The 14,346-nt window shown below is 47.3% G+C and carries 15 protein-coding genes and 1 other annotated feature; of the genes, 13 read left to right on the top strand and 2 right to left on the bottom strand.

What is annotated here, in order from left to right; translation table 11 throughout:
* The first annotated feature begins 193 nt into the window (after window positions 1-193).
* From pfkA to ABCW47_RS03075, 3 genes are all read left to right on the top strand, one after another.
* Window positions 194-1,165, top strand: a complete 972-nt coding sequence (gene pfkA, locus ABCW47_RS03065) for a 6-phosphofructokinase (protein WP_343208394.1) — start codon at window positions 194-196, stop codon at window positions 1,163-1,165.
* Between the two features lie 289 nt (window positions 1,166-1,454).
* Window positions 1,455-1,730, top strand: a complete 276-nt coding sequence (locus ABCW47_RS03070; RefSeq protein ID WP_343208395.1) for a metal-sensing transcriptional repressor — start codon at window positions 1,455-1,457, stop codon at window positions 1,728-1,730.
* 149 nt (window positions 1,731-1,879) lie between these two features.
* Window positions 1,880-3,739 carry a heavy metal translocating P-type ATPase gene (locus tag ABCW47_RS03075; RefSeq protein WP_343208396.1) on the top strand — a complete coding sequence of 620 codons (1,860 nt, stop codon included), beginning with the start codon at window positions 1,880-1,882 and terminating at the stop codon, window positions 3,737-3,739.
* A gap of 266 nt (window positions 3,740-4,005) precedes the next feature.
* On the opposite strand, the gene ABCW47_RS03080 is transcribed toward ABCW47_RS03075, so the two are convergent.
* Complete coding sequence (locus ABCW47_RS03080; RefSeq protein ID WP_343208397.1) at window positions 4,006-4,299, bottom strand: hypothetical protein; 294 nt, start codon at window positions 4,297-4,299, stop codon at window positions 4,006-4,008.
* A gap of 429 nt (window positions 4,300-4,728) precedes the next feature.
* Here ABCW47_RS03080 and ABCW47_RS03085 point away from each other — a divergent pair, with 429 nt between their 5' ends.
* The 10 genes from ABCW47_RS03085 to ABCW47_RS03130 all read left to right on the top strand — a co-directional run bounded on the left by ABCW47_RS03085 (window position 4,729) and on the right by ABCW47_RS03130 (window position 12,044).
* Complete coding sequence (locus ABCW47_RS03085; RefSeq protein WP_343208398.1) at window positions 4,729-5,076, top strand: NusG domain II-containing protein; 348 nt, start codon at window positions 4,729-4,731, stop codon at window positions 5,074-5,076.
* Window positions 5,077-5,080: 4 nt separating this feature from the next.
* Window positions 5,081-5,617, top strand: a complete 537-nt coding sequence (locus tag ABCW47_RS03090; RefSeq protein ID WP_343208399.1) for a Gx transporter family protein — start codon at window positions 5,081-5,083, stop codon at window positions 5,615-5,617.
* Complete coding sequence (locus ABCW47_RS03095) at window positions 5,592-6,056, top strand: C-GCAxxG-C-C family protein (RefSeq protein WP_343208400.1); 465 nt, start codon at window positions 5,592-5,594, stop codon at window positions 6,054-6,056. The genes ABCW47_RS03090 and ABCW47_RS03095 overlap by 26 nt, the downstream gene beginning before the upstream one ends.
* Window positions 6,057-6,082: 26 nt before the next feature.
* Window positions 6,083-6,592, top strand: a complete 510-nt coding sequence (locus tag ABCW47_RS03100; RefSeq protein WP_343208401.1) for a GNAT family N-acetyltransferase — start codon at window positions 6,083-6,085, stop codon at window positions 6,590-6,592.
* A 96-nt stretch (window positions 6,593-6,688) separates the two neighbouring features.
* Window positions 6,689-6,885, top strand: a binding site (T-box leader).
* A gap of 116 nt (window positions 6,886-7,001) precedes the next feature.
* Window positions 7,002-8,960: a threonine--tRNA ligase gene (gene thrS, locus ABCW47_RS03105; protein ID WP_343208402.1), complete on the top strand. Its 1,959-nt coding sequence runs from the start codon at window positions 7,002-7,004 to the stop codon at window positions 8,958-8,960.
* A 582-nt stretch (window positions 8,961-9,542) separates the two neighbouring features.
* Window positions 9,543-10,037, top strand: a complete 495-nt coding sequence (gene infC / locus ABCW47_RS03110) for a translation initiation factor IF-3 (RefSeq protein WP_343208403.1) — start codon at window positions 9,543-9,545, stop codon at window positions 10,035-10,037.
* Window positions 10,038-10,174: 137 nt separating this feature from the next.
* On the top strand, window positions 10,175-10,372 hold the full coding sequence (rpmI, locus tag ABCW47_RS03115; RefSeq protein WP_343208404.1) for a 50S ribosomal protein L35: 198 nt from the start codon (window positions 10,175-10,177) through the stop codon (window positions 10,370-10,372).
* A gap of 22 nt (window positions 10,373-10,394) precedes the next feature.
* A complete protein-coding gene (rplT, locus tag ABCW47_RS03120) occupies window positions 10,395-10,751 on the top strand; it encodes a 50S ribosomal protein L20 (protein WP_343208405.1) in 357 nt (118 codons plus the stop codon).
* A gap of 119 nt (window positions 10,752-10,870) precedes the next feature.
* Window positions 10,871-11,386 (top strand): sigma-70 family RNA polymerase sigma factor, encoded by a 516-nt coding sequence (locus ABCW47_RS03125; RefSeq protein WP_343208406.1) that lies wholly within the window; start codon window positions 10,871-10,873, stop codon window positions 11,384-11,386.
* A 1-nt stretch (window position 11,387) separates the two neighbouring features.
* On the top strand, window positions 11,388-12,044 hold the full coding sequence (locus ABCW47_RS03130; protein WP_343208407.1) for a hypothetical protein: 657 nt from the start codon (window positions 11,388-11,390) through the stop codon (window positions 12,042-12,044).
* 102 nt (window positions 12,045-12,146) lie between these two features.
* Here the strand turns inward: ABCW47_RS03130 and ABCW47_RS03135 are convergent, their stop codons facing one another.
* Window positions 12,147-14,318 carry an RNA degradosome polyphosphate kinase gene (locus tag ABCW47_RS03135; RefSeq protein ID WP_343208408.1) on the bottom strand — a complete coding sequence of 724 codons (2,172 nt, stop codon included), beginning with the start codon at window positions 14,316-14,318 and terminating at the stop codon, window positions 12,147-12,149.
* Window positions 14,319-14,346: the final 28 nt, after the last annotated feature.

Below are 14,346 nucleotides of genomic sequence, written 5' to 3' on the forward strand. Positions count from 1 at the left end.
TAGTCGAGTGCAGCGAGCGTAATAACACGATACTTGTATATAGGAAGAAATACGAAAGGAAACGCAGCCTTTCTTTCGTGTTTTTCACTTTTCCAGGTGATCCATGTGAAAAATATGTTGAATTTTCTGGAAAACCATAGTATAGTTAGGATGTTTTGATGCGTTTATAGTTTAGACAGGGGGTACTTTTATTATGGCAGGTAGCGTATCTACTATAGGAGTTTTAACCAGCGGCGGGGATGCACCAGGTATGAATGCGGCGATTCGTTCGGTGGTTCGTGCTGCCTTATCAAAGGGAATTAAAGTAAAAGGAATCATGAGAGGCTACGCAGGCCTCCTGGATGAAGAAATTATCGATATGGATGCGGAATGTGTCTGTGAAATAGTAAACCGGGGCGGCACGATGCTGTATACCGCGCGCTGCAAACGTTTCCTGACGGAAGAAGGACAGAAGCTGGGGGCGGATATTTGCAGAAAGCACGGAATTGACGGTATTGTTGTGATCGGCGGAGACGGTTCCTTCCGCGGAGCTCAGAAACTGGCGGCAAATGGAATCAATACCATCGGGGTTCCCGGTACGATTGATCTGGATATTGCCTGCACAGAATATACAATCGGTTTTGATACCGCCTGTAATACCGCTATGGAGGCGATTGATAAGCTGAGAGATACCTCTACATCCCATGAACGCTGCAGTATCGTGGAAGTAATGGGCAGAAAAGCCGGCTATATCGCTCTTTACTGCGGAATCGCCGCAGGAGCGGAAGACATTCTGATTAATGAGCGGTTTGACGGCAACTTTGACCGCATTATCAAGCATATTAAACAGAGAAAAGCCGAAGGCAAGAGAAATCACATTATTGTAAATGCAGAGGGTATCGGAAATACGGAGAAAATTGCCTGGATCATAGAGGAAGAGACTGGAATTGAGACCAGAGCGACGATTATCGGCCATATCCAGAGAGGTGGAAGTCCCACCTGCAAAGACCGGGTTTATGCTTCTATGATGGGGTCTATTGCAGTAGACCTGCTGGAGCAGGGGATGACGAACCGGATTGTTGCATACCGCAACGGTGACTATGTAAACTATGATATTGATGAAGCGCTGGCGATGGAAAAAGATGTCAGCAATTATATGTATGAACTGGCCAGGAAGCTGGCGTAGATAAGGAATCCCGAAGAGAGAACGTTCTCTTCGGGATTTTTTGTTACATCGGAACGTTCTCCAAACGTTCCGATGTAACAAAAAATATTCTATGCGCAATTGCGTGTGCGCACTCGCGTAAAAGGAGAACGTCAGCGAAGCTGACTACGCTTTGTTCTCCATTTCTGGATACTTCATGGAACATGGCTTAAGAATGAATCGGTTCAGGTCTGGATGCCTTGACAAATGATAGTGATATCCGGATAATATACTTATACCCCTTAAGGTATCTAGGCAAGGAGGTGCTGATATGAAGCAATGTATGGATGCGGATAATTTACATCGCCGTCTGAAAAAAATTATCGGACAGGTACAGGCGATTGACCGGATGGTAGATGAGGACGTACCCTGTGAAGATGTACTGTCCCAGATCAACGCTGCTAAATCTGCGCTGCACAAGGTTGGGCAGATTGTGCTGGAAGGACATATTCAGCACTGTGTGCGGGATGGGATAGAACACGGGGATGCGGATAAAACAATTGAGAGTTTTACAAAAGCAGTAGAACGATTTTCCAATATGACTTAAGTGATGAGAATCCGGGTGCGCAGGCATCCGGATTGTATTTTGGATAAATGCATTATTTATAGCGTCTTTCTTGACAAATGAGAGCTCATTTGTCTATAATTTACTATTATAGCTACCCATACCCGTATGGGTATAGAAAGGCGGTGTACATGAAGAAGCTGGAACGATTTTTAGAATGGGGAGGAGTGAAGAAGGAGATCATTTTTTTGGTGATCTCAGGTGTGTCGCTGCTCATCAGTCTCTTCGATCTGTTCTCCCTGCCCTTCCACGCAGCATGGGCTGCGATAATTCTGTGTGGTGTTCCGATTATATTAGAAGCGGTAATCGGGCTTGTCACCGCGTTTGACATAAAAGCGGATGTGCTTGTATCAATTGCACTGATTGCATCGGTTTTTATCGGTGAGATATTTGCCGCCGGGGAGGTAGCCTTTATCATGCAGCTTGGCGCACTGCTGGAAGAGCTGACGGTTGCCAGAGCAAGAGCAGGCATTGAAAAACTTGTGCACCTCACGCCCAGGACAGCGCGCCGACTGGAAGCCGGAAAAGAGACGATCATTCCTGCGGAGGAAGTCAGGGTAGGGGATATAGTACGTGTCCTGCCAGGTGAGACAGTGCCGGTGGATGGTGAGATTGTGTCAGGAGAAACGTCGATTAATCAGGCGGTTATGACGGGAGAATCTATGCCGGTGGATAAACGTGCCGGCGATGAAGTGCTCAGCGGGACGGCAAATCAGTTCGGCACTTTTGATATGAAAGCTGGAAAAGTAGGCGAGGACAGTTCGATCCAGCGAATGATCCGTCTGGTCCAGTCCGCCGATGCAGGGAAAGCGAAGATTGTAGGGATTGCGGACCGATGGGCTACCTGGATTGTTGTGACTGCGCTGGCCTCCGCGGCGCTTACCTGGATATTCACCGGCGAGGTAATACGTGCGGTCACAATACTGGTAGTGTTTTGCCCCTGCTCCCTGGTACTTGCCACCCCTACAGCAGTTATGGCGGCAATTGGAAACGGAACGAAACATGGATTTCTTGTGAAAGAGGGAGATGCACTGGAACGCCTGGCACAAGTCACAAAGATCACATTTGACAAAACCGGAACGCTGACCTGCGGAAAACCGGAGGTAATCAGCGTTCGGAGTTATTTGCCCGGCTGGACAGAAGAACGGCTATACAGGTACGCGGCGAGTCTGGAGCATTATTCGGAACACCCTCTGGGCAAAGCGGTGGTGTCCGGGTATCAGGCGGACAGTGACTGTGACCTGCTGCCGGCAGAGCAATTTCAGATGATTCCGGGCCGTGGTGTGAAAGGAATCATTGACGGGCAGCAGATTGCCGCGGGAAACCTGGAAATGATGGAAGAAGGGAATGCCGGACCGGGTAAAGAAGAGCGGCTTGAGGCAGTGTATTACCTGAACAGGGGCTGTACGGTTATTTATCTTTCAGCCGGTGAACAGCCGGTTGGTTTTATCGCCCTGTCAGATACACTGAGAAAAGATGCGGGGGATGTCATATCCCGGATAAAGAAAGCAGGCATTGACCCTGTGCTTCTAACCGGCGATCATGAAAATGCCGCGCAAACGATTGCAGAGCAGCTGGGAATAAGCGAAGTAAGGGCGGAATGTCTGCCGGAAGATAAATTAAAATGGATTGATTCCTGTCAGAAAGGACATCAGAATGTCTGTATGATCGGAGATGGAATTAACGACGCGCCTGCGCTGAAACATGCCTATGTGGGAATTGCCATGGGAGGGATCGGAAGTGATATCGCCGTGGAAGCCGCCGACATTGCGCTGATCAATGACGATATCAAAGAGCTGCCTCATCTGATCTGTCTGGCGCAGAAAATGATGCGGACAATCCGATACAATCTCGTATTCTCTATGGCATTGAATTTTACAGCGATTGCACTGGCGATATCCGGCATTTTAAATCCTGTTGTGGGAGCTCTGGTACATAATGCAGGATCAGTCCTTGTGATTATCAATTCTGCTTTTTTATCATGGAAGTAGATAAGACTCCCCCTCTATAGGTGGTGAGTAAATAACAAATTTGTCTTGGTGGGAGCCCAGTCTCCTTCCAAGATAAAGCCTCCAGCGGAATGCAGAGCCGCACAGATGTATGATGTCATGCAAAGCATGATGTGCGGCTCGCAGCAAGTACGCCGAGGCGTACTTGAATAAAGTGGAAACAGAAAGGTTAGACAGAAAACGAGGTGCCGCATTTGCAGCACCTCGTAAATTTTACTCTTATGAGTCCGGTCTTTTTCCATACAGTATTATTCTGCGGCCGGTTTCTCTTCGCCGTCATTATCAGGAACAGCATCTGTCTCATCTTCCAGTTCATCCGTCAGCTGATCCAGTGCTTCCTCAAGAGCTTCTTCTTCCGCCTGCAGAGTTACATAACCCCGATCACCTGCATCGTCATCGTCGTCTTCATCATCCGGGTCATCATCAAAATCTTCATCATACAAATGGTCATTAGCAGCTCTTTTATTCAAAAAGTAAACGACAGCACCAGCAATGGCTGCAACGGATACGGTTCCGGCGACAAATTTGAAAAATTTTTTCATAATCATCTTCCTTTCCAGAAATTAGTATGTTCCTTTTTTTAATTATAATTCCTTTCCTGGAAAAAGAAAAGGAAAATTTCTATAAACTTATGACAAGTATCGACCCAATATGGTATGATGAAACTAGCCTCGAAGAGGCTAGTTTCAGCTTTCCGTAGGCGAAGCCAGAGGAAAGCAACCCGTAAAGGCCACGAAGAGGCTAGTTTCAGCTTTCCGTAAGCGAAGCCAGAGGAAAGCAACCCGTAAAAGCCACGAAGAGGCTAGTTTCAGCTTTCCGTAAGCGAAGCCAGAGGAAAGCAACCCGTAAAAGCCACGAAGAGGCTAGTTTCAGCTTTCCGTAAGCGAAGCCAGAGGAAAGCAACCCGTAAAGGCCACGAAGAGGCTAGTTTCAGCTTTCCGTAGGGGCACTTAATATATTGGGAGCAGCAGATGAATAAAAAGCGTCGAAACGACTGGATTCTGGCCGGTGTCATACTGGCTGCGGCCCTGTTCACCGGAATGATATTTCTCGGCAAAGGGTGGCTTGGACCGGGACAGGAAGCAGTTGTATACATAGATGGAACGGAGAAGGGACGATATTCCCTAAAGGAGGACCGGCGAGAGATAATCTATAGCGGAACAGGAGAAAATGTCCTGGTTATCGAAGCGGGGGAAGTATATATGGAGTCAGCGGACTGCCCGGACAAATTGTGCGTGAAGCAGGGAAAGATCAAGGGAGACGGTCAGATGCTGGTATGTCTTCCGAATAAGGTTATTGTACAGATTGAAGGGGAGTGAGCCTGTGGCGAAAAAAATATCTACCTATGGTCTTTTGATTGCGCTGGCCTTTTTGTTCGGATTTCTGGAGAGCATTTTTCCACTGCCGGTGCCGGTGCCGGGAATCAAGCTGGGCCTGGCCAATATTGTCATTATGACGGCGTTATATCTGATGTCGGCAAGAGATGCGTTTATTTTGATGATTATCCGGATTCTTCTGGCCGGATTTACATTTGGAGGCATGGCGTCAGCTCTTTACAGCCTGGGCGGAGGCCTCCTAAGTTTTTGTGTAATGGCAGTGCTGAAAAAGACAGGTTTGTTTTCTATGCTGGGCGTCAGCATAGCAGGCGGCGTGTTTCACAATGTGGGCCAGCTGCTTGTTGCTATTGTGGTCTTAAAGAGCAGGAGCCTGATGGGGTATTTTCCGGTGCTTCTGGTATCAGGAGTGGTAACGGGCCTGGTGGTAGGTATTCTGAGCAATGAGATTTATAAAAGATTAAAAATATATAATGTGACAGAAAGAGAGGAGAATGAAAATGACATCGAGAAAAGCAAAGGTTGACAGTTTATTTAAACAGGGGTATAACTGCTCACAGGCCGTATTTGCGGCGTACAGCGATCTGTTTGGCGTGGATGAGGAGACAGCGCTTCGGGTTGCTTCTTCCTTTGGAGGAGGAATCGGGCGTATGAGAGGAGCCTGCGGAGCGGTAACCGGTATGTGCATGGTGGCAGGACTGGCAACCGGAAGCACGGACAGCGCGGATAAAGAGGCAAAGCAGCACAACTACGCAGTGGTTCAGCAGATGGTGAATGAGTTCAGGGAGACAGCGGGAAGTATTGTCTGTCGGGAATTGCTGGGGCTGGACGAGAATGAGGATACATCCAATACAAAACCGGATGAAAGAAACAAGGAATTTTATGAAAAACGTCCCTGTGCACAGCTGGTACTGGATGCTGCTGATATTATAGATCGGGTTCTTCTGAAACAGACAGAGGAGTAAATTAGACAGAAAGAAGGAATGACAGCATGGCGCTTGAATTCATACCGGTACAGGGAGAGGCTTCCCTGCACCATCTGGCAGAAATTGCGAATGAAGTGTGGCACGAATTTTTCGTTTCCATTCTGACTCCGGAGCAGATTGATTATATGGTTGAGAAATTTCAGTCTTACCCGGCTATGACAGATCAGGTGGAACATCAGGGATACGAGTATTTTTTTATGAGACTGGATGGAACGGATATCGGCTATACAGGAATCCGCAGTGACGGCGATGAGGGTAAGCTTTTTCTCAGTAAGCTGTATCTGAAAAAAGAGTACAGAGGGAGAGGATTTGCAAGCCAAGCCTTTGCTTTTCTGGAAGGACTGTGCCTTGCGAGGGGGCTGAATGCGATCTGGCTCACGGTAAACCGGTATAATGACCATACGATAGCCGTCTATAAAAAGAAGGGTTTTGAGGTTATGCGGACCCAGGTGGCGGATATCGGCAATGGCTTTGTGATGGATGATTATATTATGGAGAAAAAGCTTAGGGCATAGAGCGGGAGAAGCCTTCCTGCCGGGAGAAAACCGGCGGGCAGCCCCTGCTTGACAAACGATCTGACGATGATATAATTAGTAGTGCAATTTAAATAATAAAAAACGTTGAAGAGAAGAGTAGGACCAGAGAAGAAGTGCAGAGAGGGATGGGTTGGTGCGACATCTCCTTCGGAATGGTTTGAAAACCATCTTGGAGTGGCTGAATGAGCCCGGTGATTCCGTTATCATCTGAATGAAGCCGGGTATTATGATACCAACGAGGGTGGAACCGCGGGAATATTCCCGTCCCTTTTGACAGATTGAACTGCCGAAAGAGACGGGTTTTTTATTGCATGGGAAAGTTCTCCAAACTTTCAACTTATTCCGGCGGAAGAGATTTGTATAAATGAATTTATTATGGAGGGAAATCATGAAGATAACATTAAAGGATGGATCAGTAAAAGAATATGATAAAGAGATGTCCGTCATTGACATCGCGGCTGATTTAAGCGAGGGGCTTGCCAGGGTTGCCTGTGCGGGAGAGATTGACGGCAAAGTTGTGGATCTGAGAACAGTGGTAGATCAGGACTGCCAGCTGAATATTCTTACCTTTGAGGATGAGGCCGGAAAGGCGGCTTACCGCCACACCGCGTCCCATGTACTGGCCGAGGCGGTTAAACGTCTTTATCCGGAGGCAAAGCTTGCAATCGGGCCTTCGATTGACACCGGATTTTACTATGATTTTGACTGCGAAAGTCTGGACCGGGCTGCACTGGATAAGATCGAAGCTGAGATGAAGAAAATTATTAAAGAAGGGAAGGAAATTACCCGCTTTACCCTGCCAAGAGAAGAGGCGATTGCCTTTATGCAGGAAAAGGGGGAGCCTTACAAAGTAGAGCTAATTCAGGATCTTCCGGAAGATGCAGTTATTTCCTTCTACAGCCAGGGAGATTTTACCGATCTGTGCGCGGGGCCTCATCTGATGAGCACCAAGCCGCTGAAAGCATTTAAATTAACCTCATCCTCCGGTGCGTACTGGAGAGGCAGTGAGAAAAATAAAATGCTGACAAGAGTATACGGTACCGCTTACACCAAGAAAGCCGAGCTGGAAGAGTACTTAAATTATCTGGCAGAGGTAAAGAAGAGAGATCACAATAAACTGGGCAGGGAGATGGAACTCTTTACTACAGTGGATGTGATCGGACAGGGACTGCCCCTTCTGATGCCCAAGGGCGCCAAGATGATACAGACCCTGCAGAGGTGGATCGAGGATGAGGAAGAGAAACGGGGCTATATGAGAACCAAGACTCCGCTCATGGCAAAGAAAGACTTGTATGTCATTTCCGATCACTGGGGCCACTATAAAGAAGGAATGTTTGTGCTGGGAGATGAGGAAGATCCGGAGTCAGAAGTATTTGCACTCCGTCCGATGACCTGTCCGTTCCAGTATTATGTCTATAAACAGAGTCCGAAGAGCTACCGGGATCTGCCGTGCCGTTACGGTGAGACTTCAACGCTTTTCAGAAATGAGGAGTCCGGGGAAATGCACGGGCTGACACGCGTGCGCCAGTTTACGATTTCCGAGGGACATCTGGTGGTCAGACCGGATCAGATTGATGAGGAATTCAAGGGATGTCTGGACCTTGCGATGTACTGTCTGCGGACTTTGGGGCTGGAGGAGGATGTGACCTATCGGTTCTCCAAATGGGACCCCAATCATCAGGATAAGTACCTGGGCAACGAAGAGACCTGGAATGATGTCCAGGATAAGATGCGCCAGATCTTAAATCATCTGGGAGTGAAATTTACGGAAGCAGAGGGCGAAGCTGCGTTCTACGGCCCGAAGCTGGATATCCAGGCGAAAAATGTTTACGGCAAAGAAGATACGATGATTACGATCCAGCTGGATATGTTCCTGGCGGAACGTTTTGATATGAGCTTTACGGATGCAGACGGGGAGAAGAAACGGCCTTATATTATCCACAGAACTTCAATGGGCTGTTATGAGAGAACCCTGGCATGGCTGATTGAAAAATATGCCGGATTGTTCCCGACCTGGCTCTGTCCGGAACAGGTAAGAGTGCTTCCTATCTCCGAAAAATACCATGACTATGCGAATCAGGTTGCTGCAGAGATGAAAGAGAATGGCATTCTCTGTACGGTGGATGAGAGAAGCGAGAAGATCGGCTACAAGATCCGTGAGACCAGACTGGCCCGAGTTCCTTATATGCTGATTGTGGGGCAGAAAGAGGAAGAAGAGAAGGTAGTGTCCGTGAGAAGCCGGTTTAAGGGCGACGAGGGACAGAAAGCACTGGCGGAGTTTATTTCTGATATCTGTAAGGAGATCCGGACAAAGGAAATCAGGAAAATAGAAGTAGAAGAGAAATAGAAGTTAGATATTAATCGAGTCATGCAAGCTCACAAACGCGCAGCGTTTATTCGCTATGTGACTGTCGTCACATAGAATTAAAATAGAAACTGCTTCTCCGGAAGCAAGCTTCCGATCGGCGTTTCTGCTTGGATTCTGTGGTGTATATGTTATACGAGTCATGCAAGCTCACAAACGCGCAGCGTTTATTCGCTATGTGACTGTCGTCACATAGAATTAAAATAGAAACTGCCTCTCCGGAAGCAAGCTTCCGATCGGCGTTTCTATTTTAATTCAGCATGACTCGAAGTTATAAAATATCCCTATTGACATATGATGTATGGTACTTTATAATAAATAGTGCTGTGAACGTATTTGGAAAACAAAGCAGAGTGTCCACTCTCACCTCAGCATAAGAACAGAGATGTTCGAGATGACTCGGGTTAATATTCGTAGACGGCAGATGCCTTTTGGAGGTTTTCTGTTCAGAATGGATGTGGATACTTGTTATCCGCATTTTTTTATTTTACTAATATATCCGAAACGCACAGCTCAACCCGGAGATGGAAGAATTTATGGAGGTGCACTACAATTAGCGAATTAATGATTAATGAGCAGATCAGAGACAGGGAAGTCCGTTTGATCGGTGAGAACGGAGAGCAGTTGGGTATTTTGTCCGCAAGAGATGCATACAAACTGGCTCAGGAAGCCAATCTTGATTTGGTTAAGATAGCTCCCACAGCAAAACCGCCGGTGTGTAAAATCATTGACTATGGTAAGTACAAATATGAGCTTGCCAGAAAAGAAAAGGATGCCAAGAAGAAACAGAAGGTCACGGAAGTAAAAGAGATCAGATTGTCTCCCAATATTGATGAGAATGACTTGAATACGAAGGTAAGTCAGGCCAGAAAGTTCCTGGATAAAGGGGACCGGGTTAAGGTTGCACTCCGTTTCCGCGGAAGAGAGATGGCGCATATGGCCAGCGGCAAAAAGATTCTGGATAAGTTTTACAGTCTGGTACAGGATATTTCTGTTGTGGATAAACCGCCGAAGCTGGAAGGAAGAAGTATGATAATGTTTTTAACACAAAAACGTTAACATAGAAGGGTATCCGGTGATACGGATAGTCTGATGGCTCAGTGATGCTGAGCGTTTTACAGAAATTATAAGGATTCATGGCGAATGGCCTCTCCCTGTGGAGAAGGCTGTCGAAGAATAATGAAGGAGGAACCATCATGCCAAAAATGAAGACAAGCAGGGCCGCTGCGAAACGATTCAAAAAAACAGGTACAGGTAAGTTAAAAAGAATGAAAGCATATAAGAGCCATATCTTAACGAAGAAATCTCAGAAGAGAAAGAGAAATCTTAGAAAAGCTACAATTACTGATGCTACTAATGTAAAGAATATGAAGAAGATTTTACCATATCTGTAAGGTTTCAAGGAGGAGTTAAATTATGGCAAGAGTAAAAGGCGGAATGAACGCCAGAAAAAGACATAATAGAGTTTTAAAATTAGCAAAAGGGTACAGAGGTGCCAGATCCAAACAGTACAGAGTAGCAAAGCAGTCTGTAATGCGCGCTCTGAATACATCTTTTTCAGGTAGAAAAGAGAGAAAGAGACAGTTCAGACAGCTTTGGATCGCAAGAATCAATGCTGCTGCAAGAATGAACGGCCTTTCCTACAGCAAATTTATGTATGGTTTGAAATTAGCTGAGATTGATATCAACAGAAAAATACTGGCTGAGCTGGCAGTGAGTGATGCGGAAGGATTTACCGCATTGGCGGAAGTTGCCAAATCCAAAATTGCATAAGACTGAACAAAGAATCAGAACGGGAGCCGCCTTTTTATAAGACAGCTTCCGTTTTTACATACGCAACTTTTTGGTGATATGCGAAGTATTAAGATTGAGAGGAGGGCGGCAGCCGCGGCATGAACGATCGGATTGATGAAGTGTTGGAGCAGTATGGCGATATGGTATATAAGGTCGCCCTGGCACGAACGAGAAAAAAAGAAGACGCGGAGGATGTCTATCAGGACGTTTTCGTTAAATATATGATGAATTCCAAGCCCTTTGAGAGTGAGGAACACCGGAAAGCATGGCTTCTCCGGGTGACGATCAACTGCAGCAATACTCTGCTGACAAGCGCCTGGCGACGGCGTGTGTGTACGATGGATGATTTGAGCAGACTGACGGACGGTGCGCTGGGAGGGATTGAAACAAAGCTGGAGAATGAAACTTACCTGGCTGTTTTAAACCTGCCTGTCAAATACCGGGATGTGATCCATCTGTTTTATTATGAGCAGATGCCGGTGCTCTGGATTGCCCAAGTGCTGGGCTGCAAAGAGGATACGGTAAAATCTCTTCTCTTTCGGGGAAGACGGCTTTTGGAAAAGGAACTGAAAAAATCAGAGGATGCGGATAATTCTGGAAAGGGGCGTGGCTGATATGGCAGAGTGGTCAGAAAAAAACAGTACATTTGATTATGCCAGGGCGATGGACTCCTACAAGAAGGCGAATGACCGGATCGGCGCAGGGGCGTCTCTGATGGAACGGACGAAAGCGAAAATGCAGGAGGCAGAAAGCTCCGGAGAAGACTATGCGCAGCAGCCCCAAACGCATGAGAGAAGGGGTTCGCACGGATACAGAAGGGCGTTCGCAGGAATTTTAGCCGCGGCCTGCCTGGGCATTGTGATTTTGGCAGGTGCTTATCGGATTCTCACTCCGGCCCGGAAGGATGCGCCTATGGAGAATATGGAAAATTCTATTGATCAGAGCAAATCCGAAGCAGACAGCGGAGCCTCTGACAGTGTAACATCAGAGCTGGAAGAAAAGGGAGAACTGGAGCAGGATACGGCTCAGGATGCGGGCAATGTGATGCAGCCCCGGCAGCAGATTGAATTCGGAGGAAAGAGCTACAGCCTGGCGTCGGAGTCTCCGGAAGCGGTTCAGGAGGAAAACCTGACCAGGATAGGCAGCCTGAACGAAGACATGAAGATGGATAGCGGGGAAGGTACAGCCGATATGTCAGTTTATGAGTGGGACGGAGACTGGATTTTAGTTGAGGTAGATGGAGAATTCTGGGTCTATGAACCGGAAGTATAGCAGATAAAAGACGTTAAGATAGTAACACTATATTTGTGAATAAAATAGAAACCGGACTGCTTTTTTAGCAGTCCGGTTTGATTGTTTTGCGGCATAAGCTGTTTAATCCACATCGTCAACCATATCAATGCTCTCATGGGTTAAGGGCACAAAAATATGAACCGCTTCATCTTCTTCCAGCTCTTTGCGAAGCTTATTTTCATGAATGGCTTTCTGACAGAAATAATCCTGAGAATTCACCAGAACTTTTCCGCGCTTGTCAATCTTTTCATAGGAACCGTCCGGCTGGAGAATCTGGGCTTTTACATTGTCCGCCAGCTGGACCGTCAGGATTTCCATGACCTGTTTTTTCAGGTGCTCATCTTCAATCGGGAAGAGAATCTCTACCCGCTTATCTAAATTTCTGGGCATCCAGTCCGCACTTCCCATATAAATTTCACTGCTGCCGTTATTCTCGAAATAAAAGATTCTGGCATGCTCCAGGAAGGTTCCCACGATGGAATGAACGGTAATAGTTTCACTGATCTGGGGAATCCCTGTTTTCAGGCAGCAGATACCGCGGATGATCAGAGAGATGGAGACCCCCGCATGGGATGCTTCATAGAGGGCCGATATAATGATCGGATCGCAGAGAGAGTTCATCTTCGCGATGATCCTGGCGGGTTTCCCGGCCCTGGCGTTTTCTGCCTCCCGGCGGATCAGGGAGAGAAAACGGTCCCGAAGCCAGAGGGGTGCGATAGCAAGTCTTCTCCAGGACGCCGGCTCCGAGTAGCCGGAGAGCATATTAAAGACTGCCGTTGCATCCTCGCCGATGGGCACGGAACAGGTCAGCAGACCGGTATCGGTGTAGAGTTTGGCGGTGGAATCATTATAGTTTCCGGTTCCCAGATGGACATAACGGCGGATACCGTCGTCTTCCTTCCGGACAACCAGGGTAATCTTGCTGTGAGTTTTCAGGCCCAGCAGGCCATAGATAACATGGCAGCCCGCCTGTTCCAGCTTTCTGGCCCACAGAATATTATTCTCCTCATCAAACCGGGCTTTCAGTTCGACCAGAACCGTGACCTGCTTCCCATTTTCAGCAGCCTGGGCTAACGAGGCGATGATCGGGGAATTGCTGCTGACCCGGTAAAGAGTCTGCTTGATCGCAAGGACATCTTTATCCCTGGCAGCCTGGCGGACAAAATCCACCACCGGATCAAAGGTCTGGTATGGATGGTGCAGCAGAATATCTCCCTGACGGATCTTGGCGAAAATATCTTCTCCATCCCTGGTTTCCAGAGCCATCACGGGCTGAGGCAGGAAGGCTTTCTCACGAAGATGGGAGAATCCTTTCAGACCATGGAGTTTCATCAGGAAGGTCAGATCCAGAGGGCCGTTGATTTTAAAGACATCACTTTCCTTCACACCCAGTTCTCTTCTGAGAATTTTCAGCAGCTGTTTGTTGATTCCTTCCTCCACTTCCAGCCGGATTACTTCACCCCACTGACGTTTCTTCAGCTGCTTTTCGATCTCCATGAGCAGATCGGCCGCTTCTTCCTCATCAATGGTTAAATCGGCATTCCTCATGATCCGGTATGGATAGGCGCAGATTACTTTATAATTTAAAAACAGCTTTTGAATATTCTTTTCGATTAACTGCTCCAGAAGAATAAACGTAAAGCCCTCTTCTCCGTCGGCATTGGGCAGAGGAACAATCCGGGGCAGTACGGCTGGAACCTGAACGGTAGCAAATTCATATTCCCTGTCCGACTTGATATCCTGGATCAATGCTCCGATGTTCAGCGTTTTATTCCGAATCAGAGGGAACGGACGGGAGGAATCTACTGCCATAGGGGTAAGTACCGGATAAACCGTATCCTGAAAATACCGGTCCACGAATTCACTCTGCTCCGGCGTCAGATCCTCAAAATGAGATACCGCATGGATATTCTGCAATTTCAGCTGGGGCAGGAAAGAACGGTTGTAAGTACTGTACTGGCTGGCTACAAACTCATGGGTCTTAATATTGATCTGTTCCAGCTGTTCCATCGGGGTGAGGCCGGCGATATCCCTCTTGGTATAATCGGCGTTTACCATATCCCGGAGGGAGGCGACACGGATCATAAAAAATTCGTCCAGGTTCGAGGCAGTGATGCTTAAAAATTTCAGCCGCTCCAACAGAGGGATCGCTTTATCCCTGGCCTCGGAGAGAACCCGGGAATTAAATTCAATCCAGCTTAATTCGCGGTTCCAGAAGTTTTCCGGAGCCTGAAAATCTATTTTTTGTGCCATAACTTTGCATAACTCCTTATCTGTATAT

This window comes from Anaerolentibacter hominis (genome assembly GCF_032380675.1).
In the GTDB taxonomy this organism is placed as follows: domain Bacteria; phylum Bacillota; class Clostridia; order Lachnospirales; family Lachnospiraceae; genus Anaerolentibacter; species Anaerolentibacter hominis.

What these genes read in the sequence shown, in the direction of transcription:
- ABCW47_RS03075 (WP_343208396.1), top strand. Translation starts at nt 1,880, where the DNA reads ATGAAGAAGCTGGAACGATTTTTAGAATGGGGAGGAGTGAAGAAGGAG.
- ABCW47_RS03095 (WP_343208400.1), top strand. Translation starts at nt 5,592, where the DNA reads ATGACATCGAGAAAAGCAAAGGTTGACAGTTTATTTAAACAGGGGTAT.
- ABCW47_RS03130 (WP_343208407.1), top strand. Translation starts at nt 11,388, where the DNA reads ATGGCAGAGTGGTCAGAAAAAAACAGTACATTTGATTATGCCAGGGCG.
- ABCW47_RS03080 (WP_343208397.1), bottom strand. Translation starts at nt 4,299, where the DNA reads ATGAAAAAATTTTTCAAATTTGTCGCCGGAACCGTATCCGTTGCAGCC.
- ABCW47_RS03070 (WP_343208395.1), top strand. Translation starts at nt 1,455, where the DNA reads ATGAAGCAATGTATGGATGCGGATAATTTACATCGCCGTCTGAAAAAA.
- rpmI (WP_343208404.1), top strand. Translation starts at nt 10,175, where the DNA reads ATGCCAAAAATGAAGACAAGCAGGGCCGCTGCGAAACGATTCAAAAAA.
- ABCW47_RS03085 (WP_343208398.1), top strand. Translation starts at nt 4,729, where the DNA reads ATGAATAAAAAGCGTCGAAACGACTGGATTCTGGCCGGTGTCATACTG.
- ABCW47_RS03100 (WP_343208401.1), top strand. Translation starts at nt 6,083, where the DNA reads ATGGCGCTTGAATTCATACCGGTACAGGGAGAGGCTTCCCTGCACCAT.
- ABCW47_RS03135 (WP_343208408.1), bottom strand. Translation starts at nt 14,318, where the DNA reads ATGGCACAAAAAATAGATTTTCAGGCTCCGGAAAACTTCTGGAACCGC.
- infC (WP_343208403.1), top strand. Translation starts at nt 9,543, where the DNA reads ATGATTAATGAGCAGATCAGAGACAGGGAAGTCCGTTTGATCGGTGAG.
- rplT (WP_343208405.1), top strand. Translation starts at nt 10,395, where the DNA reads ATGGCAAGAGTAAAAGGCGGAATGAACGCCAGAAAAAGACATAATAGA.
- pfkA (WP_343208394.1), top strand. Translation starts at nt 194, where the DNA reads ATGGCAGGTAGCGTATCTACTATAGGAGTTTTAACCAGCGGCGGGGAT.
- ABCW47_RS03125 (WP_343208406.1), top strand. Translation starts at nt 10,871, where the DNA reads ATGAACGATCGGATTGATGAAGTGTTGGAGCAGTATGGCGATATGGTA.
- thrS (WP_343208402.1), top strand. Translation starts at nt 7,002, where the DNA reads ATGAAGATAACATTAAAGGATGGATCAGTAAAAGAATATGATAAAGAG.